We start from the raw sequence: 18,928 nt of genomic DNA, 5'->3' as shown, positions 1-18,928 counted from the left end.
TTCAAGCATCTTTGACCGGCTTTCCCCTCAGCCCCATCGTGCGGTCCAGCCACACGAACACGAACACCGCCGCCAGACTCCCCAGCGTCAGCACGACGAAGGTCCACTCGTTCAGCGCCGGCAGGCCGAAGTCCAGGCCCATCGCCGACACCGCGACGCCGGTGTAGAGGGCCGCCCCGACGAACGGCGCGATCGCCCCTCGCACGCCCGTCAGCGTGACATGCACGCCCATGTAGATCGTCGCCAGGTCGCGCTTCGCGAAGTCGTGGTGCCCGATGTTCCACGCGATCATCGCCCCGGCGTTGCCAAGCCCCAGCGCGATCCGCGACATATACAGCACCGTCAGACTGTCGACGAAGAACCCCAGCGCCATCAGCCCGTTGCTCACCACGAAGGTCCACGCGTGGTAGGTCCGGAACCGCACCACGTGCATCCGGTCGAGCATCTTCGCCCACAGCGGGATCGTCAGCACCGGGATCAGGAAGGGCAGCACCTGCGCCAGCACGATCGACTGTCCCGCCCCCAGATCCGTCTGCTCGTCCAGCGCGATCAGGAACGCCGGCTGCGCCGCCAGGTTCGGCACGCCCAGCACGAACTGCGCGACCATGAACCTCCGATAGTCCCGGTCCGTGCGCAGCACGTCGAGCATCTGGCGCGTGCCGCGACCGAACCCCGGCAGGCCCTCGTCCGCCCGGCGCTCCGACAGCATCGCGCCCGATCGCCTGCGCCAGCGCACATGCGAGTAGCACCACGCGCCGATCAGCGCCAGCAGCGCCGCGCCCACGAACACCACGCGATGCGGCGAGGGGTCGCCCGGCTCGTACCCGCGCATCGCCAGCGCGAGCGCGATCGTCGTCGCGCTCGCCGCCAGCGTCGCCACCGTCGTCAGCTTCCCCGTCACCCTCGCGCGCACCCCGCGCGAGTAATTCTCGCGCCACACATCGCTCCGCCCGGTGATGATCCCCGTCAGGCACGACCGCGCGACCGCCATCAGCCCCACCAGCATCGCCAGCCCGATCGGGCTCGCAGGCGCCAGCGCCGCCAGCAGCACGCACGCCACCGTCGCCATCTGCAGCGTATTGACGAACCGCACCCGGTCCCGCCCACGCAGCAGGCGCGCCCACAGCAGACTCGTCAGGTTCGCCACCAGAGGCACGGCGCTGATCGTCGCCACCACCCACGGCGGCGCGCCGTACACCTTCTGCGCGATGATCCCCAGAACGCCCGCCTCCACGCACGGGATCGCCATCGGGAAAAACGCCGCCCCGCGCATCTCCCACCGGTACGACTCCCGACTCATCAGCGGGATCGTCCTGGGATGGAACGACCCGACGGTCCGAGTCAGAAAGGCGCCTATCCCTGTCATGGGGCTGGCAGGATAGCCCGTCGCCCATCAACGAACAGGGCCGCGCCTCGCGACGCGGCCCTGGATCACATTCGATGAATCCCACGCCCCGGCGCGAAGCCGGTTCAGTAGGGGACAGGCCCCGGCGTCAGGCGGCTCGGACGGTCATAGAAGAACGCCCGGCCAAGGTCCTGGTTGAACATGCGCCAGTTCGTGTCCTCGACGATGTTGATGCGATTGTTCACATCCGCCGGACGCTGCGACAGCGTCTGAAGCTCCGGGGTCGGATCGGCGCGGCATCCGCCCAGCGCCACCACAGCGACGCCCAGAAGGGTGACGCTCCCGAACACCATGCCGCGATTGTTCTTCCGCATCTGAAACGCACTCCAGGGAACGGACCGGCGTCGCCGGTCTCGGATTAGTCTGTCAGGGTAGGCGACCGGACGCCCAAGGCCAGCCGCGCTCCCGCCCGTGGCTTGTACCCCCGGGCCCTCCGGGCGTCAAACCAACGCCCACGAACCTACGCCCCGCCCGCCCGGCCGGTTGCTCATCGCCAGCGCCCAATCACGCCAGCGTCGCTGTCGGAGGGTCCAGGGGCAGCGCCTGCGCGAACTCCAGAAACGACGCGTGGTTCGCCCGAAGTTCGGTCATCGAGTCGCCCCCGAACTTCTCCAGCGCCGCCCGCGCGATCTCGAACGCCACCACGTTCTCCATCACCACGCTCGCCGCCGACACGGCGCACACATCGCTCCGTTCGTACTGGCTCTGCTCGGGCTGCTTGGTGTTCAGATCCACGCTGGGCATCCCCCGAAGCAGTGTCGCGATCGGCTTCATCGCCCCTCGCACCACCACCGGCTGCCCGTTGGTCATCCCGCCCTCCAGCCCCCCGGCGTTGTTGCTCGACCGCGTGTACCCCAGCGTCGTCGTCCCGCGCGCCGAGCGGTCGTACCCGATCGGGTCGTGCACGGCGCTGCCCACGCGCGACGCGCACTCCTTCCCCAAACCGATCTCCACGCTCTTGAATGCCTGGATGCCCATCACCGCGAACGCCAGGCGCGCGTCCAGCTTGTCGCGCCAGTCGGCGCACGACCCCAGCCCGGGCGGGCACCCGAACACGTGCGCCTCCACCAGCCCGCCCACCGTGTCCTTGTCGATCTTCGCCTGCCGGATCGCCGCGATCATCCGCGCGCCCACCCCCTCGTCGTAGCAATACACCTCGCTCGCGTCTCGCTTCGCCATCAACTCTCGCCAGTTCTCCGGCGTCGGGTCGATCGGCGTCTCCGCGTCGTAGATCCGGCGCACAAACCCGAACACCTCGATCCCCAGCTCGCGCAGCAGACACTTCGCGATCGCCCCCGCCGCCACCCGCGCCGCCGTCTCGCGCGCGCTCGCACGCTCCAGCGTCTCGCGGCAGTCGGTCGTCAGCCACTTCACGCTCCCAGCGAAGTCCGCGTGCCCCGGGCGAGGGCGCGAAATCGCCGGCGTCTTCACCAGATCGTCCAGACGCGAATCCTTGTTCACCACCTGCACGACCAGCGGCGCCCCGATCGTCTTCCCAAGCCGCACCCCCGACAGGAACTCCGCACGGTCCGTCTCGATCCGCTGACGCCCGCCGCGACCATACCCGCCCTGCCGGCGCGCAAGCTCCCCGTTGATCAGGCCCATGTCCAGCGCCAGCCCCGAAGGCAGGCCCTGAACCAGCGCCAGCATCGCCGGCCCGTGCGATTCACCAGCGGTCGAGTAGTCAAGTCGCGGCATCGTCACACGATACCACGCCCGACCTCACGCGACCCCGGCGCGCCGCCGACGGTTCCGCAGGTGCATCGCGTAGAACACCCCCGTCCCCACCAGCCCGTACACCAGCAGCAACACCCCGGCAATCCCCGTCACCAGCGCAAAGGTCGGCATCTCCGCACGCATCGTCAACGCGAAGGGGATCGTCAGCGCCCCCAGCAGACCCACGATCACCGATAGGAAGCCCGCGACGCCGAACTCGCGCTGCGGCGCGTCGGGGCCTGTCTCCGGGCGGTCCTCCGGGTGCGCCTCACGCACGGTGTGCGCCTCCACGCCGCGGGCCGACGCGACCTGCATCGCCGCGTTCTTCCCGTCCGCGTGCACGAACAGGCGCCTCCACACGCCCGAGGTCATGTCCTTGCCCTCGACGATGAAGTCCACCGGGTGCGTCTCATCGCCCGGCTGCGTGTGGGGAGAGAGTGAAGTCTGCGAAGCCGAAGTGGTCATGGAAGTCTCCTTTCAAGGGGGCGACCCGGCCATCCCGGGCCTGTCGCCGCCTTCAGAAACATTCGCACACCACGGTGACGACACGCTGAACCCGCGATGAATCCCCGCTCATCCACGCCAACCCGCGTCAGAGCATCACCTTGCGGTTGTAGACCCACCACTCAACCATCAGAACCGCCAGACACGCCAGGATCAGCCAGGGCCACAGCGCCCGGCGCCCGGCGCCCGAATCGCGCGCGCTCGTCGCCTGCACGGAGCGTGCGCCCAGCTCCAGCGTCGCGCTCGCGCGAACATCGCTCTCGAACGCGTCGAGCAGGTTCACCGCGATCGGTCGCTGGGCCCGCCCGCCCACGCGCATGTCCGTCGCGCCCGCCGTCCCGTCCCAGCGCAGCGCGTACAGGCCCGCCCGGCGCAGCGGTCCGAACAGCGCCACCCCGGCGTCGTTCATCACCACCGGGCTCGTCGCGCCGCCCGGCTCCACCAGCGACACCCCCGACGCGTCGCCCGGCAGCGTCGCCCGCCCGACCACGCCCGGGCGAAGCATCCCCTGCGCTTCGGCGCCGCCCTGCGCCAGACGCTTGATCGCCTCGCCCAGGAACACCACGAACCCCACGTCGAAGGGCCAGTCCGACTGCGCCGGGTCGAACGCCAGCAGCAGCGCCTCGCCCGTCGCGTCCGCCAGTTCCGCGATCAGCGCGCCGCGCTCGCCCCTCGCCAGCGCGCGCGCCGAAGGCGGCAGCCCCAGCGCGTGCGCCCGCGCGATCACCACGCGATCCAGACCCGCGTGGCGCAGCGCCGGGTGGTCGCGCTGATAGTCCACCACGATCGTCGGGCCCGCGTCCTCCGAGAACGACACGCCCTCGAAGGGCAGCGACGCACCCAGCGACAGGTACCGGCCCGGCGGCAGCGCCGTCAGCCCGCGCGTCGACGCCTCGCCGTCGAGCACGATCGCGTCGTAGTTCGCCAGCACGCCCGAGGGCCGGCGCGACTCGCGCTCGAACTCCTCCGGGCGCATCGTGTCCAGACGCGCCAGGTTCTGCCCCTCCAGCGCCAGCTGCAGATACAGCGACCCGTTCGACACCAGCAGCACGCTCGCACGACGCGCCGGGGGCAGCCACAGGTGCGCCGTGTTGTCCGATTCGAGCAGGTCCTCCCCGCGCAGCGCGTCGGGCGTCACCACGCGCACACGCAGCAGCGCCGCGCCCGGCTGGCTCATCGTGAACACCATCCCCGAGTCCGAAGGCCCCGCACCGTCGCGCGCCGGCAGCGCGATCGAACGCACCGACGCCACCACCCCGTCCACCGACAGCTCCACGTCCACCGTCGCCTCGCGCGCCGACGAAGACTGCAGCCCCACGAACACGCTCACGCGCGCAGGGTCGTCGAACTGACGCTCCGCACCCAGCGAGACCACCGCGATGTTCGACGCCTCCGCCCCGCCCATCGCGCGATACGTGATCGGCAACTCCGGCCCGACCCGCGCACCCGGCGCGTCGGCGATCCGCCCGTCCGACCACAGCTGAATCCCCGCAACCGAAGACGCGCGCGGCACGCTCTCATCAGCGCTCGAAGGCAACGCGTACGCCCCCGCCAGGCGCAGCGCCTCCTCGATCCGCGCCGGCGCGTCCGTCGGCGTGATCGCGTCGATCGCCGCCAGCAGCGCACGCTTGTTCCCGCTGAACGGGTGCGCCACCTGCGCGCCGGTGTCGAACGCGACCACCATCGCCTCGTCCGACGCGCTCGGCCCGCCCAGCGCGCCCAGCGAGCGGATCAGCCCCGGCTCGCGCATCGACTCGACGAACGCACGCGCCTCGCGCTTCGACTGGTCCAGGCGCGTCTCGCCCGGCTGCGCGCCGTCGCGTGCCGACATGCTCGCCGAGCGGTCGATCATCAGCACGAAGCGCTCGCCCCCGGTCAGGCTCGCGCGGAGTTCGGGCTGCGCGATCGCGAGCAGCGCCGCGATCAGCGCGAGCATCTGCAGGAACAGAAGAATGTTCCGGCGCAGACGCTGGAACGGCGCGTTGGCGCGCAGGTCCTCGATCGCTTTCTTCCACAGGAGCGTGGTGCTGATCTCCACCTCGCGTCGGCGCAGTTTCAGGAAATACAGGATCAGCAGCGCCGGGATCGCGATCGCCGCCGCCGCCCCGGCCAGGATGGGCGTCAGCCAGGTCACGACAGCAGCCCCCTCGTGCGCAGGTAGTCGACCAGCAGCGACTCGACCGGCGTGTCGGTCGTCACGCTGAGGAAGGTGATCTCCCGCCGCGCGCAGAACATCCGGAGTTGCTCGATGTACGCGCCCAGGTTCTGCTTGTATTTCTTGAGCAGCGGCGCCGAGATCGTCACCTCCGTCAGATCACGGTCCTCCGTGTCGCGGAGGCGCAGGTCGCCGCCGAGTTCGGGGCTCACTTCCTGCGGGCTGAGGATCTGGATGACGAACAGGTCGTACCCGCGCCCCTTGAGCAGGCGAAGCCCCTCCTCGTAGCCCTCTTTGAAGAAGAAGTCGGCGAGGACGACCATCACGCCGCGCCCGCGCCGAGAGAGCGCGATGCGCCGCGCCGCGTCGGGGAAGTTCGCGCCCCCCGCCGGCTCGAGGTTCACGAGGAACTGCCCGAGGTCGTGGATGCGTCTCTTTCCGCGAAGATCGCGGAGAACGCGCAGCGCTGCGCCGGGCGCATCCTCCGGCGACGCGCCCGAGTCGTCCTTCGCCGTCGCCGTCTCGCCCGCCATCGCGCTGATCGCGACGCGGTTCAGGTTCGCCAGACCGATGTACCCCAGCGCCGCGGCCAGCCGCTGCGCGTACAGGTACTTCGACGGCTCGCCGCAGTCCATGCTCGCGCTCGCGTCGAGCACCAGGTGCAGCGACAGGTCCTCCTCTTCGAGGAACAACTTGGTGAACAGCCGGTCCAGGCGCGCGTAGATGTTCCAGTCCAGCCGGCGCAGATCATCTCCCGCGGCGTACTGCCGGTGATCCGCGAACTCCACCGACTGCCCCTTCCGCTTGCTGCGGCGCTCGCCCTGCAACTTCCCCGAAAACACCTTTCGCGACGCGACATCCAACTGCGACAACTGCGCCACGAGCCGCGCGTCGAGCAGTTCGTCGAGAGACTTTGGCCGGGATGGAGCAGTGGTTCTGAGCATGCTGTTCTTCCCCCCTCCCGCTCGCGGGAGGGGGCAGGGGGAGGGTCTTCGTTAGTCGTTCGCTCCGCTTCTCTCGTCGGTCGTGGCGTCGTCGTCCACCGGCGCCGTCACCCAGTCGTACACCGGCAGGGAGCGCCCATCGGTGAGCGTGAGCCCCGCGTGGCTGACGAACGACTCGCCCTGGCGCGAGTCGTAGGTCGTCGCGATGGAGCGGATAGGAAGTCGTTCGATGGGGACGACCTCGCCGGGCTGCGACACGCCGTCGGCGTTGAGATCGAACCAGACAGACAGCCCGGCGAGTTCCTCGCCCGAGAGCACGCCGTCGGCGTCGTCGTCGAGCATGCGCATCGCCTGGAAGCCGTCGTCGAAGAAGATCCACCAGGTGACGCTGCCGAAGAGTTGGCGTCCGCTTGTGACGACGCCGCTGCGCGTGGGGTCCCAGACGAGGATGCCGGTGGTGGGCCTGACCCATGACCACGCCTGACCACGCCCCGTGCCGTCGAGGTCGAAACGCACGACCGTCTCGGGGGAGAGGAGTTCGGCGAGGGGGAGTGGCTCGTCGAGAGAGAAGACGATGGGAGTGACCGTGGTTGATTGCGGGAGCGCCCGCATTGCCTCGAGCGCCGCTTCGACTGTGTCCCTGCGCACACGGTTGCGCTCGCCGAAGGAGTCGGCGTAACGGAGATAGGATGTGCCGGCCTGATAGGCCACGAGCGATCGAAAGCCCCCGATCGGTTGCATCGCGTGTACGGACGCAAACCCAGCGGCATCCGTAAACGCGGCGAAGTACAGCGCCGATGTCTGGTCACGCCAGTCAACGCGAACGAGCCGTCGGGCCACGGAGTTCACGCGTGTGTCCGGGTCGTTCCGAAGGTGATACATCGCGGTTATGGTCGAGTCGCGATTGAGCACCTTCGAAAATGCGTCGTCACAGTCGAACAGTTCGCGCACCTTGTCTTTCAGGAGTTCTCCTCGGACTTGCTCCACCGATCGGATGCGAGAGAACTCCTCGTGGTCGACGCCCCTTCCCTCGCGCAACACGGCAGGATCGAGCGGGATCTGCGTCACCGTGTCGAGGCGCTCTGCCGCCTCCTCCATGAGGCACGCGAGCCCAAGTTTGTACAGGCCGTTGTCACCATCAAGCCGAATCGCGCGGTTGAAGTGCACGATCGCGGCGTTGAGATGCTCGATCTGCTGATCGGGTGTTCTGGGAGGCGCGGTTGGCTGGGGGTTGCCGTCCTCTCGCAATCCCTGCCACGCCTGGCGGTCGTCACTCGCTGGTTCAGGCGCGGGCGTCGATTCCCCCAGCACAGCAACCGTGCCTTGCCCGATCGAGAACGCGAGGTAATGCACTCTCGCCAGTCGGTAATGAGCCACCGCATCACTCGGGTTTGCCGCAAGGTATTCGTTGAGGCGATCGACCAGTCTGTCGACAGGAACCTGACTCGGTTCCAGAAAGTGCGCCGACGCAGAACAGCCGAGGGCAAGGCCGCAGCTTATCGCCAGACTCTGCAGCAATCGCTGGGTATTGCCCACCGTCACGCCCCCACCCCCGCCGCGACCGGCTCCGTCGGCGTCCTCTCCAGGATGTCCTTCACCAGCGCGTCGTGGTTCACGCGGTCGGCCTCGGCTTCGAAGTTCAGGATCACGCGGTGGCGCAGCGCGGGCAGCGCGATGGCCTTGATGTCGCTGTAGGCGACATGGAAGCGCCCGTCGCGCAGCGCGTGGACCTTGGCCGCGAGCAGGAGCGCCTGGGCGCCGCGGGGCGAACTGCCGCAGCGGATGTACTGGTTGACGGCCTTGGTCGCGAACTCGCCCCCGGGGTGGGTGGCCATCGCGAGGCGGGCCGCGAACTGCTTCACATGGGGGGCGACGATGACATTGCGCACGAGCGACTGCATCTCGAGGATGCCCGGCCCGTCGATCTGGGGCGAGACATCGGGGGTCAGCGCGCCGGTGGTGCGGTCGAGGATGGTCATGAGTTCGTCGAGCGTGCCGTAGCCGACCTCGAGCTTGAAGGTGAAGCGGTCGAGTTGCGCTTCGGGGAGGGGGTAGGTGCCTTCCTGCTCGATGGGGTTCTGGGTGGCGAGCACGAGGAAGGGCGCGTTGAGCGCGTGGCGCACGCCGCCCACGGTGACGGACTTCTCCTGCATCGCTTCGAGGAGCGCGGACTGGGTTTTGGGCGTGGCGCGGTTGATCTCGTCGGCGAGGACGATCTGCGCGAAAATCGGCCCCTTCTGGAACTCGAACGATCGTTTGCCGGTGGCGGCGTCCTCGCTCACGATGTTCGCGCCGATGATGTCGGCCGGCATCAGGTCGGGCGTGAACTGGATGCGCGAGAAGGGCAGACTCAGCGTGTCGGCGAGCGTCTTCACGAGGAGCGTCTTGCCCAGCCCGGGGACGCCCTCGAGGAGCACATTGCCCCCGGTGAAGAGCACGGTGAGCACGCCGTCGACGATCTCGCGGTGGCCCACGATGACCTTGCCGATCTCGTCGGAGAGTCGCTGGAAGGTCTGGCGGAACTGCTCGCACCGGGCGCGCACCTCCTCGGGGGTGGCGTCGGGTCGCGTCGTGTTGGTCTGATCGGGCATGGCCATCGTGGTGCTCCGTGGATCGCTCTCTGCTCAGTTCGTGTCGTCGGGGCCCAGGGATCGGTGGTCGGGGTTCTGGCGCGCCTGCTGGGCGCGTTTCTTGGCCTGCATGAGGCGCGACATGCCCCCCTGCTCGGCGTCGTCGGCCCGGGCCTTGGTGGATTGCGCGAGAACCTGCTCGCGCGCGCCGGGGTTGGTGTCGAGGGGGATGAGGTCGTCGTCGTCCGTGGTATTCGCGCGCTTCGCGACCGGGGCAGGCCGCGCCTCGAACTTGGTCGCCGCGGCGGCCGCCGCCTCTTTCGTCGCGATGCGCTCTTTGGCCTTCTCGCGCGCCGTGCGCAGCGCGCCGACGGGCTGCTCGCTGGCCTTCGCCTCTTTGCGCGAGAGTTTCGCCGCCAGCGCGCGGATCGTCTCCAGATCGATGCGCACGCGCCGCACCGCGACATCGGTCAGGAACACCACCAGCGCCAGCAGCGTCAGCGGCAGCCAGATCGAGCGCGCCGAGAACGCGCGGGGCATGCCCTCGCGCGAGAAGAGGTTGTCGGTCTCTGGGTTGCCGCTGAGCACGCGCCCGCCCCCCAGCATCGCCGCGCGCTCGAGCAGCGCGTCGTTGCTCGTGAGTGTCCGCCGTTCGGCGGCGGCGGGCTTGACGATCGCGGCCTGCACCGACCCCCGATCCGCGAGCTGCTCGCGCGAGCCCGGCGCAGCATCGACCGGCGATCCGGTCGTGTCGTAGCGCAGGTTGAGCGTGAACACGCCCTCGCCCGGCGTGGGCGCGCGCCCCTCGTAGCGCCCGGGCGAGGTCATGCGCAGGTCGACCTCGGCGCTCACCCCGTCGGGCGCGACGATGCGCCCCTGGAACCGCGCGAAGTTCAGCGGCTCGCCGCTCGCGTCGAGCGCCTCGACGATGACGCGCGTCGAGTCGCCCTGCTGCTGCGTGACGACATTGAGGTTCGCGCTGCCCGTCGGGCGCATCGCCCATCGCACGTGCTGCTCGACGAACGAGCGATACCCGTCCCACGCGCCCCATGAGGGAGTCCAGCGCGAGGTCCCGTCCGAGGTGAACACCACGACGCGCCCAAGCCCGTGCTGCCACTGCGCCAGCAGCGGGTCGCCCTGGTGCGTCTTCGCGGTGACGAGCGACAGCCCCTCGCGCTCGGTGGTGACGACATAGCCGCGATAGGGGGGCAGCCCCGGGATGCCGCGCAGCGCCTCGGAGATCGCGGTGATCGTCGGGTTCGCCTGCTCTCCCTCCCAGATGAGCGTGCGCAGGGCGGTCTGGACATCGCGCACGAACACCGCCGGCAGCGTCTGCGCCAGGCGCTCGGTCGTGAGCGCGAAGAACCGCCCGCCCCCGGCCTTCGAGAGGTCCTCGAGCAGGCGCACATCCGCGCCCGGCCCGACCGCGATGCCGGTGAGCGTCCCGCCCAACTGCCGGATGCGCAGCGCCGCGCGCCGCCCGTCCTCGGGGTTGCCCATCGTCTGCCCGTCCGAGAGCACGACGATGTGCTTGGACGCCGCGTCCGATTTCTCCAGCTCGATCGCCGCACGCGCCAGCGCGGGGAACATGTTCGTGCCTCCGCCCGGCCCGATGCCCCGGATCGCCCGCGAGATCCCGTCCGGGTCGACATTGGGGCCCAGCGGCACGATTGTCCTGGTCACCGAGTCGAACGCGAGCACCAGCACCTCGTCCGAGCGCGTCAGCGTCTTCACCGCCGCCGCCGCCGCCTCGTTCGCGATGGTCTGCTGCGACACGCTCCCCACCGGGATGCTCATCGACCCCGACGCGTCGAGCACGATCGCCAGCGCGCCCTTGAGCGTCCGCTGCTCCTGCGGCGGGTCGAGCTTCAGCGGCAGCGCGTCGGCCAGGGGAGAGCCGATCCACCCGCCCGCGCCCAGCGCGCCCGGCCCGCCCAGCACGAACAGCCCGCCCCCGATGTCGTGCACGTACGCGCGCAGCTCTTCCTGCTGCTTCAGCGAGAAGCCGTACGCCCCGGTCCCGGCCAGCACGATCGCGTCGTAGGCCGCCAGATCCACCAGCGAGCCGAACGACGCCGGCGTCTGCTCGAGCACCACGCCCATCCCGCCCCGCTCCAGCGCGTCGACGAGCGCGCCGTGCTCGTCGGGCGCATCCGCGAGCACCAGCACGCGACCCTCGCCGCTGACGAAAGTCACCGACTCGGCGGCGTTGTTCTCGGCGATCGCGTCGTCGGCCGGATCGAACGGCTCGAACACCGCGCGGAAGCGCTGTGCCCCCTGCGCCGGCAGCGTCACCGGCACGCTCTCGATGTTCACGCCCTCGCGCAGCGAGACCGCGACCGACACGCCGGGCGAGCCGGGGTCGAGATCGACGGGCGCGTCGCCCGCGAAGAGGGTCAGCAGCCCGCGCGTGGGCGCAGTCGAGGTCATCACGAAGCGCAGGTTCACCGTCTGCCCCTGGCGCGCGTTGGCCGGCGCGATGATCTGATCCACGATCACCTCGCGCCGGATGTCGTAGCGCACCGGCAGCACGTCGACCGTCGCGCCGGCGGCCCGCGCCGCCTCGACAGCCGAGAGCAGCCCGCCCTCGGTCTCGTTGCCGTCGGTGATCAGCACGATCCGCGACGCCGCGTCCTCGGGCAGCACCGCCGTCGCCAGGCGCACCGCCGCCGCCAGGTCCGTCGAGCCCGTGTCGTACTCGTACGAGGGCTCCACGGCGCGCACCTGCGCGCCGGGCAGCGCGCTGACCAGCGGGCGCCCCGCCGTCAGCACGAGCCCGAGCCGGTCGTTCGCGTCGGCGCGCTCCGCGCCCCCGCGGAGATAGGTCGCGGCCCTCGCGGCGCTGCCGGGGGGCATCGAGTCGCTCATGTCCAGCACCGCGACGACCGCGAGATCGTCCACGCGCGTGCGCCAGTGGGGCCTCGCCAGCGCCATCACCAGCGCCGCGATGAGCGCGAGCCGGATGCCCAGCGCGACCCGTCGCAGCCCGGGCGACAGGCCGGCGATCGCGCGCCGGCTCATCCACCACGCGACCAGCCACAACGCCGGCGCGAGCGCGAGCCACCAAGGCGAGTCGAACTGAAAGGGCCCCAGTGTCACGGTGGTCTGCTCGGGACGAGTCCCCCCTGCGCGAACCCTACGCCGGGCCCTTCGAAGACTGATTCGCCCGGAGGGCCCCGCCGGTTCGGCGCGCCAACGCGCAGGCCGCCGACGGGCGGGCTCAGCGTCAGACTACAGCAAAGAGGGGGGCCACGCGAGAGGCCCGGCGCTCACTCGGGGAAGGCGCGACGGAAGATGCGCAGCGTCTCGGGGACCATCTCGGCCGCGCCGTCGAGGTTCACCGTCGACACCAGCCCGGGGACCTTCGCCTTGAACTCCGTCGCGAGATCGCGATGCAGGGGCGCCAGCCCGCGCTCGCCGGCGATCAGGAGGCGCTCCGCGTCGGGAGAGAGCACGAAATCGACGAACCGGGCCCCGGTGGCGCGGTTCGCGCCGCTCTCGACCACGCCGACCACCTGGGGGATCACCATCAGCCCGCTGTGCTGGACCTCCATCGTCCCGGGGACGGGGATCTCGTGGTCCACAGCGACGAAGCGCATCGGGGATCCCTCGCTCGCGTGCATCGCCGCGTTGGCGGAATCGAGCAGACCGGCGCCCGCCTCGCGGCGCGCGACCGCCCTGGCGACCTCCGCGTCGTCGGGCAGCACGCGCATCTCCTGGCGCCGACTCTGGAAGCACCATGTCTGGAAGTGGGGGGTCCCCCACAGCGAGTGGACCATCGCAAGGTGCGCGATCGAATCGCTCGTCTCCGGGCGACCGATCACGAACATGCCGTAGGAGAACACCGGCGACGACGCGTGCCGGAACTGCCAGCGACCCTCGGAGAACTCGTCCTTGGGGGCTTCGAGCACATCGGCCGAGTTGATCGCGAAGCCGCCCAGACTGGCCGCGAACCCGTGCCAGCGCGACTCGCGACCGATCCACTGCGCGTCGCGCGCCCGGGCGGTCGCCGTGTCGTGACGGGCCAGCACGCCCTCGTGCGCCAGCGCGATGGCGCGCAACGGCTCGCTCGACCAGATCGCGTCGGCCTTTGCCGCCTTCACGCGGGCCGCGAGGGGCTCAACCGAGGTCGGGTCGTGCGCGACCACGCGCACCTTCACGCCCGCCCGGCGCTCGAACGCCTCGATCACCGGACGCGCGAGCCGCTCGTCCGCCGCCAGATACACCACGAGCCCATCATCGCTCGACGCCAGCGCGACCGACTCGGGCGACGCCCCGGTCAGCGCGACAGACGCGAGAAGGGCGGCAATCCCGAGCACGATTCGGCGGCGAGGTAGCGACAAGGCGGGTCTCCACTGAGGCGTTCGGCCATTCATCGGCCCGGGGCGTCATCGACCCCAGCGCGGCACGAACTATCGGCGATTCTCGGACGCGAGAGTAGCCCCCTCACGCCGCGAACGCTTCCGATGCGCGAACCCCCGCTCAGTTCCCGGCGCCCGCGCTGCCCTGCGCCGCGTCCCCGGGGGCCGGCGCGGGGGCCGGGGCGGGGGTCGGGGCAGGCGCCGGCGCGCCCGAGACGGCGCTCTTCAGGCGACCGAAGTACCGCTTGACGGCGTCGTGGTGCTCGCGCGGCACGCGCCGGTCGTCGATGGCTTCCGCCGCCGCCGATTCCGCCGCCACCGCGACCGCTTCGAACGACGCGCGCGACTCGCCCCGGATCTGCACGCCCTCGATGAAGGTCCGCGCGATCACCGGGCCGTCCTTGCCCTGCCCGGCCGCCTGCTCGAGCTTGGTCGTGAAGGTCTTGTCGTGCTGCTCGGGATCACCGATGCGATGCCCCACCCCGGCGCCGCCCCCGGGACGCTTCGCCATCTTCCCGTGGGGGCACATCCCGTTCGTGCAGTTCCCCTCCGCGTCGCACGAGCCGCCGCACTCCTCGCACTGCTCGAGCATCTTCTGCAACTCGTCGAGCGCGCCCTGCTTCGCGAGCGCGTCGAGCTGCGCCAGCGCCTCGCCGAGGGCCTCCCGGTTCGCGGCGCCGTTGCCCTGCTGCCCGGCGAGCCCGCCCATCATCCCCGCGAGCCCGTCCATGCCGCCCATGGTCATGTTCTCGCACATGCCCTGCAGCTGGTCCTGCGACAGGCGCGTCGCTTCGAGCATCTTCTGGAGTTGTTCGAGTTGTTCCCTGGTCAGCCCGGCGCCGTCCTTCTTCAGCATCTCGTCGAGCGCCGCCAGGTCCTTCGCGAGGTCGGGGTCCAGCCCGGCCTTCTCGAGCGCCTCGGCCAGCTCCTGCGCGTCCTTCGCGAGCCGCTCGAGTTGCTTCGCCAGGTCCTCCATCTGCTTCTGGGCGGCGGCCATCTCCTCGGGGGACATCTGCCCGGCGTCCATCTTCGCCTGCATCTGGTCGAGCGCGCGCTGCGCCGCCTGGAAGTCGCCGCGCTGCAGCGCCTCGATCATCTCGTTCATCGGCCCCGGGCCCGGCTGGCGCAGCTCCGCCATGCGGTTTTTCATCTGCTCCAGACTCATCGCCTGCGGCGTGTTCTGCAGCTCGGCCAGCTTCTCCGCCACGCTCGACAGACGCCGGATCGACGCGCGACGCACCTCGTCGGGCGTCTTGGGCGTCGGACGCTCCGAATGAGCGCCGTCCTCGGGGATCAGGTCCTCGCGACCGAGCTGGCGCAGCGCCGCCTCGACCTTGCGCTCCGCTTCGCGAGACTCGGTCACGGCGCTCACGAGCTCGACCTCGCGCTGCTGCTCGGCCTGCCTGGCCGCCAGCGCGCCCATCAGGTCCCACTGCGGCAGCAGGAACCACGCCAGCGCGAACACGCCCAGCGGCGCAACCGGCGACCACCACGAACGCGGCGCACGCACCGGCAGCGCGCGGTCCAGACGGACCGTCTTCGCGCGCTCGTCCGCCGCTTCGACCGCCGAGCGGCTCCACGCGTCGTCGCGACCCGCGACGCACAGCGCCGTCGAGAGCGACTCACGCAGGCCGGCGGCCTCGTCGACCACACGCGCCACGCCCTGCTTGTCGGGCCGGCGCAGCGTCGCCGACGCCAGCGCATACACCAGCACGCCCGCCGCCGTCGCCGCCCACGCGACTGACCAGTCAACCGTGAACGCGAACACGCGCTGCGCCGCCAGCAGCAACGCGAGCGCCGCGCACGCTACCGTCGCGCCCCACACGAGCGACGCCAGAAGGCGCGTCGTGAACAGGCGCCACGCGGCCCCTCGCAGCACGGTTTCAATCTCGCGCATGGCCCGTCCCTCCGGCGTCAGCACGCCCTGGACGCGCCCTCCCCGACACGGGGCGAGCGCTCCCTTCCCGATAGTAAACGGCCCGAACCCTTCGCGGGTTCCAATCGGCCCGGGCCTGTTCGGACTGTGTTCGCGCCGGCGGGCGCGATCAGCGCGTGCCGCGGGTCAGCGCGACATCCGCGACCACGTCGATCGGCACGATCGTTTCGGCGATCGCCCCCGTCACGCGGTCCGTGACGGTGATCTTCAGCCGGTACGACCCGACGGTGAGCGTCTGGGGAAGCTCGATGACCTCGGAGAGGAAGAAGTCGCGCCGCCGGTTGCGCGAGACATCGGTGATGTCGCTCGCCGGGCGACGCCAGGCCAGCAGCCCGTCGGCGTCGTGGTAGAGCGACAGCTCGCGCGACAGCTCGACCGAGAAGGCCGGCTCGCCCGCGACGTCGAGCGTCTGGCGCGCGCCGAAGCCGTCGACCTCGACGTACAGCCCGAGCCGGTGGCGCGCGTTCGCGAGCAGGGCCCGGTTCTGGATCGGCGTGAACTGCCCGAACCCGTCGACGCGCGAGCACAGCGCGACGCGCGGCAGTTCGAGCGTCGCGAACTCGCGCGCCTGCTCGCTCGCGACGCGCAGCGCGCGCAGGATCGAGGTCGCCGAGTCGTGTTCCTCCAGCGTGCGACCCGCGTAGCGCAGCATGTCGCGCCACAGGGCCAGCGCGTCGCGCTCGCGCGTGGTCAGCAGCGATGCCGCCGCCGGGTTGTCGAACGCGCCGGGGCGGATCAGCTCCAGCGCAGCCAGCGAGGCCAGCGTGCGAAGGGGCTGCTCTCCGGCGTCGGCACGCTCGCGCAGGCGCGTCGCAAGCTCCAGCGTCAGGCGCTCGATCCGCTGGTCCAGCGTCGGCTCGGGCTCCAGCGACGGGACGCTGATCTCCATCTCTTCGGCCTCGTCCTCCGCGATCGCGACCCCGGCGTTCACCGAGGGCGGCGGCGCGTCGTCGATCACCGGGTCGACCGGCGCACGCGTGATCGTCCGCGCGGTCTCGTCGTTGAAAAGCTCCGCGTCGCGGCGCGACTGCGCCTCGCGCGAGCCCTGCTCGAACCACTGCTCCAGCATCGACGCGTCTTCCGCGAGCTGGGCCTCCAGGTCGTCGTCGGGCGGCGCGCCCTCGCGCGAAGGCGTCGCGACCGTGGGGCTCTCGAGATCGCCCCCGCCCGACGCGCAGCCCACCAGGGACAGCGTCAGCCCGGCGCACAGCGCCAGAGCGCCCACGCGCGTCAGGGTCGTCCGGTCAGCGTCGATTCCGAGCAGTCTCGTCACGGGCACACCTCGTCGTCGGGGCGCGGCGGAACGCGCGCGCCGTGGTCTCCTCGCATCATCGGCAGAAAACGCCCGGAAATCCCAGACGCAGCGCAGAAATCGACCCCGCCCGCCCGGCTCACGCCCCGGCGCGCGCCCCCGAACTCGCGATGCGCACCGCCATCACCTCGCAGCCGATCTCCGGGTCCGTCAGGCCCGTCTTGCTCCGCCTGTCCACCTCGACCACCGCCGACAGCAGCGCCGCGAGACGCTCCGGGCCCGCCCGGCGCGCCAGGGGCACGAACGCGTCGCCGTCCTTCCAGAACCCGGCGCGCTTCGTCGCCGGCATCGCCGGCACGCCCTGCTCCATCAGGCACGCCAGCGAGTGCAGCTTCTTCACCAGGTCCACGCACGCGAAGGCCACCAGCGTCTCTGGGTGGCGCGCGATCCGGATCGCGTCCCGGACAGCCCCCAGCGCCACCGACGCGTCCCCGGTCGCGATCGCCGACTGGATCGACCACACCTCGTCCTCGCGCGTGCGCCCCACCAGCTCGTGCACCAGCGCCAGCGTGATCCGAGGCGTGGCGTCGTCCCCGCTCGCCGCCGACGCCAGCTTCGCGATCTCCGTGTCGATCCGCCCCAGGTCCGCGCCCACGCGCTCCACGAGCGCCACCGCCGCGTCGCGATCGAGCTCCGCCCTGTGACGCTTCTGCGCGCGGAAATACGCCCACTTCGCCGCGTCAGCCGCCGTGGGGGGCTCGCACTTGATGATCACGCCCACCTTCTCGATGAGTTTGTCGAGGTTGCCCCGGTTCCACTTCCCGGCCTTCAGCGCCAGCGTCGAGTGCTCGGCCGGCGCCGCGGCGTAGCGCTCCATCAGGGGGCGGTTGTCGCCCGCCACCAGCTTGTCCGCGTTCTCGACGACCACCAGCTTCTGGCGCTGCATCAGGTCGAACGAGCGGCACTCGTCCAGCACGTCCGCGATCTGCGCCGACTGCGCGTCGAAGCCGAACACATCCACCCCGTCGGGCCCGTGGGCGGCCTGCAGCGCCTCACGCAGCTGGCGCACCCGCTCGCCCTGCAGGAAGGGGTCGGAGCCGTGGTACACCGCGATGCGCGTGTGGGCGCCCACCTCGGAAGACGCTGGTTTGGACGCGGCGCGGGCCATGACGCAAGCGTATCAGCCCCCGGCCACCCGTGGGCGAAAAAACAGGCCGCGTCGGATGCTCTCCGACGCGGCCGGTGTTTCGTGAGAGAGGGGTCGCTGGCCGATCAGGCGGCGCGACGGGCCCAGGTGCGCGAGCGGGTCGTGCGCGACGCGCCGAAGCGGGTCGAGCCGACGAGGCGCAGGTTCGGGCTCGTGGTCTTGCGGGCGGTCGAGCGCTTCGCGCTGGTGCGCTTGGCGGCCGGGCGCGACGACTTGGTGGTCGTGGTGCGCTTCGTCGCGCTGGTGCGCGGGGCGCTCTTGCGAGCGGTCGTGCGCTTGGCGGTCGAGCGCTTCGCGGTGCTGCGCTTCGCGGTCGTGCGCTTGGCGGTCTTCCGGGCGGTGCTCTTGCGGGCGCCGGTCTTGGAGGCCGTCTTGCGGGCGGGCTTGCGGGTGCTCTTCTTGGCGGTCGAGCGCTTCGCGGTGCTGCGCTTGGCGGTGGAGCGCTTCGCGGTCTTGCGAGCGGTGCTGCGCTTGGCGGTCTTCTTGGCGGTGTTCTTGCGGGCGCCGGTCTTCGAAGCGGTCTTGCGCTTGGTGGTCTTGCGGGCGGTCGATTTGCGGGTCGAGCGGGTCTTGGACGATCTGCGAGAAGTCGTGGGCATGGGATGCTCCGTGTCTGGGTGAGGGGCCGGCTGCATATTCAGTGCGCAGCGACAGCCACAATGCGGTGCCCTCGGCCCGTCTGTGCTCGGGTCGAGTTGGGGGCGCCGGCCTACTCACCGCCGAATAACGCCCGTCCGACGATGCCCATCGGCTTGTCCCAGGTCCAACATAAATCGCTGAAGCGCCGCGCACGAATTTTCTTCACTTTCTGCTCATGTTCGACCCCGTCGCTCCCCCGGCGCCGCCCTCTGCGCGCCCGCCGCGCCGAACAACATACA

At 70.7% G+C, this 18,928-nt stretch carries 14 protein-coding genes; all 14 read right to left on the bottom strand.

What is annotated here, in order from left to right; all coding sequences use genetic code 11:
- Nucleotide 1: 1 nt before the first annotated feature.
- The 14 genes from KF684_10450 to KF684_10385 all read right to left on the bottom strand — a co-directional run bounded on the left by KF684_10450 (nt 2) and on the right by KF684_10385 (nt 18,649).
- Complete coding sequence (locus KF684_10450) at nt 2-1,300, bottom strand: hypothetical protein (GenBank protein MBX3353338.1); 1,299 nt, start codon at nt 1,298-1,300, stop codon at nt 2-4.
- Nucleotides 1,301-1,470: 170 nt separating this feature from the next.
- Nucleotides 1,471-1,719, bottom strand: coding sequence for a hypothetical protein (locus tag KF684_10445; protein MBX3353337.1), 249 nt, complete (start codon nt 1,717-1,719; stop codon nt 1,471-1,473).
- Between the two features lie 190 nt (nt 1,720-1,909).
- Nucleotides 1,910-3,103 (bottom strand): chorismate synthase, encoded by a 1,194-nt coding sequence (aroC, locus tag KF684_10440; protein ID MBX3353336.1) that lies wholly within the window; start codon nt 3,101-3,103, stop codon nt 1,910-1,912.
- 24 nt (nt 3,104-3,127) lie between these two features.
- Nucleotides 3,128-3,586 (bottom strand): hypothetical protein, encoded by a 459-nt coding sequence (locus KF684_10435; protein MBX3353335.1) that lies wholly within the window; start codon nt 3,584-3,586, stop codon nt 3,128-3,130.
- 127 nt (nt 3,587-3,713) lie between these two features.
- Nucleotides 3,714-5,759, bottom strand: a complete 2,046-nt coding sequence (locus KF684_10430) for a BatA and WFA domain-containing protein (protein MBX3353334.1) — start codon at nt 5,757-5,759, stop codon at nt 3,714-3,716.
- Entirely contained in the window at nt 5,756-6,724 is a 969-nt protein-coding gene (locus KF684_10425; GenBank protein MBX3353333.1) for a DUF58 domain-containing protein, read from the bottom strand. The genes KF684_10430 and KF684_10425 overlap by 4 nt, the downstream gene beginning before the upstream one ends.
- A 51-nt stretch (nt 6,725-6,775) precedes the next feature.
- Complete coding sequence (locus KF684_10420) at nt 6,776-8,101, bottom strand: hypothetical protein (protein MBX3353332.1); 1,326 nt, start codon at nt 8,099-8,101, stop codon at nt 6,776-6,778.
- A gap of 161 nt (nt 8,102-8,262) precedes the next feature.
- Entirely contained in the window at nt 8,263-9,315 is a 1,053-nt protein-coding gene (locus tag KF684_10415) for a MoxR family ATPase (protein MBX3353331.1), read from the bottom strand.
- Between the two features lie 33 nt (nt 9,316-9,348).
- Nucleotides 9,349-12,393: a VWA domain-containing protein gene (locus tag KF684_10410; protein MBX3353330.1), complete on the bottom strand. Its 3,045-nt coding sequence runs from the start codon at nt 12,391-12,393 to the stop codon at nt 9,349-9,351.
- A gap of 170 nt (nt 12,394-12,563) precedes the next feature.
- Complete coding sequence (locus KF684_10405; GenBank protein ID MBX3353329.1) at nt 12,564-13,637, bottom strand: substrate-binding domain-containing protein; 1,074 nt, start codon at nt 13,635-13,637, stop codon at nt 12,564-12,566.
- Nucleotides 13,638-13,776: 139 nt separating this feature from the next.
- Nucleotides 13,777-15,552, bottom strand: a complete 1,776-nt coding sequence (locus KF684_10400) for a hypothetical protein (GenBank protein ID MBX3353328.1) — start codon at nt 15,550-15,552, stop codon at nt 13,777-13,779.
- A gap of 148 nt (nt 15,553-15,700) precedes the next feature.
- Entirely contained in the window at nt 15,701-16,864 is a 1,164-nt protein-coding gene (locus KF684_10395) for a hypothetical protein (GenBank protein ID MBX3353327.1), read from the bottom strand.
- Between the two features lie 118 nt (nt 16,865-16,982).
- Complete coding sequence (gene holA / locus KF684_10390; protein ID MBX3353326.1) at nt 16,983-18,011, bottom strand: DNA polymerase III subunit delta; 1,029 nt, start codon at nt 18,009-18,011, stop codon at nt 16,983-16,985.
- 104 nt (nt 18,012-18,115) lie between these two features.
- Nucleotides 18,116-18,649, bottom strand: coding sequence for a hypothetical protein (locus KF684_10385; protein ID MBX3353325.1), 534 nt, complete (start codon nt 18,647-18,649; stop codon nt 18,116-18,118).
- Nucleotides 18,650-18,928: the final 279 nt, after the last annotated feature.

The organism is Phycisphaeraceae bacterium, from assembly GCA_019636675.1.
Taxonomy (GTDB): Bacteria; Planctomycetota; Phycisphaerae; order Phycisphaerales; family UBA1924; genus JAHBXC01.
This window is presented reverse-complemented; position numbering and strand designations above follow the sequence as displayed.

Excerpts from the sequence above, each read along its gene's own strand:
- KF684_10450 (MBX3353338.1), bottom strand. The coding sequence starts at position 1,300 with ATGAGTCGGGAGTCGTACCGGTGGGAGATGCGCGGGGCGGCGTTTTTC.
- KF684_10445 (MBX3353337.1), bottom strand. The coding sequence starts at position 1,719 with ATGCGGAAGAACAATCGCGGCATGGTGTTCGGGAGCGTCACCCTTCTG.
- aroC (MBX3353336.1), bottom strand. The coding sequence starts at position 3,103 with ATGCCGCGACTTGACTACTCGACCGCTGGTGAATCGCACGGGCCGGCG.
- KF684_10435 (MBX3353335.1), bottom strand. The coding sequence starts at position 3,586 with ATGACCACTTCGGCTTCGCAGACTTCACTCTCTCCCCACACGCAGCCG.
- KF684_10425 (MBX3353333.1), bottom strand. The coding sequence starts at position 6,724 with ATGCTCAGAACCACTGCTCCATCCCGGCCAAAGTCTCTCGACGAACTG.
- KF684_10415 (MBX3353331.1), bottom strand. The coding sequence starts at position 9,315 with ATGCCCGATCAGACCAACACGACGCGACCCGACGCCACCCCCGAGGAG.
- KF684_10400 (MBX3353328.1), bottom strand. The coding sequence starts at position 15,552 with ATGCGCGAGATTGAAACCGTGCTGCGAGGGGCCGCGTGGCGCCTGTTC.
- holA (MBX3353326.1), bottom strand. The coding sequence starts at position 18,011 with ATGGCCCGCGCCGCGTCCAAACCAGCGTCTTCCGAGGTGGGCGCCCAC.
- KF684_10385 (MBX3353325.1), bottom strand. The coding sequence starts at position 18,649 with ATGCCCACGACTTCTCGCAGATCGTCCAAGACCCGCTCGACCCGCAAA.